Source organism: Paraburkholderia mimosarum LMG 23256 = NBRC 106338 (assembly GCF_000739815.1).
Classification (GTDB): Bacteria; Pseudomonadota; Gammaproteobacteria; order Burkholderiales; family Burkholderiaceae; genus Paraburkholderia; species Paraburkholderia mimosarum.
Window position 1 is genome coordinate 1 of sequence record NZ_BBJJ01000344.1, and the last position, 800, is coordinate 800.

The 800-nt window shown below is 60.6% G+C and carries 1 pseudogene; it reads left to right on the forward strand.

Features of this window, described 5'->3' with window-relative positions:
* Positions 1-709: 709 nt before the first annotated feature.
* Positions 710-800, forward strand: a pseudogene (locus BMI01S_RS43775) (beta-ketoacyl-ACP reductase); the annotation flags it as partial.

Genomic DNA, 800 nt, shown 5'->3' on the forward strand with positions numbered 1-800 from the left:
TTATTTTAAGAGAGTCCTCGTGTCCTCAGATACGTGGGGCCGCTCCAGCTGCAACCATAAGCGTGCAGCCGCAATATCTCCGCGAACCCTTGTCGCACAAGGCGCAGAAGCCGCTTCCCGTTTCAACTAAAGTTGTGACCCTTCGGGCGACGAGTCTGGCGACATAGTCACTATCGTCCGGCGCCAGTGCCCCCGCGCCAGAGAGACCGTTGAGAAAGATTCGCGCGATCTCCTGCTTCTGCTCGACCCTCGCGCACGCCGCTCCGGCATCCTGATCATCTGCCAGACTGGCTCCAGCCGGCGGACGCAGCATTCCGTCAATCAGATACGCTATCGGCCACGTCCGGTAAGCAGCAAGCCCATCCCCACGCGAGAGCGTGCCAATGCCCGGCGCTGTCGGCACGCCCGTGGCTGCATCGGCATTCTCCCGGTCCTTGCGTCGCGTCGTGAAGCCCGTTCGCCAGTGCGCGATCACCTCTCAACAAGGGTTTCTCCCGGGGGCGTCAGAGCAGTTTCATTCAAGGCATTGCGCACGTCCTGCGACACAATCGATAACAAACTTTCCTCTGGCGCCCACGCGGGCCTCTGCTGTGCTCTGCGCTGCCTGTGGCGCCCGGGCGGGACTGCATGGTGGCGATGAATGTGACTCCTGTCATCCGGGAGCAGCAACAATATTTTGATACGTAGCTCACTCGCACGGAGATATAGGATGACTAATCGAATTGCAATTGTAACGGGCGGATTGGGTGGCCTCGGCGAGGCGATCAGCGTCAGGCTCCATGCCTCGGGTTACCGGGTGG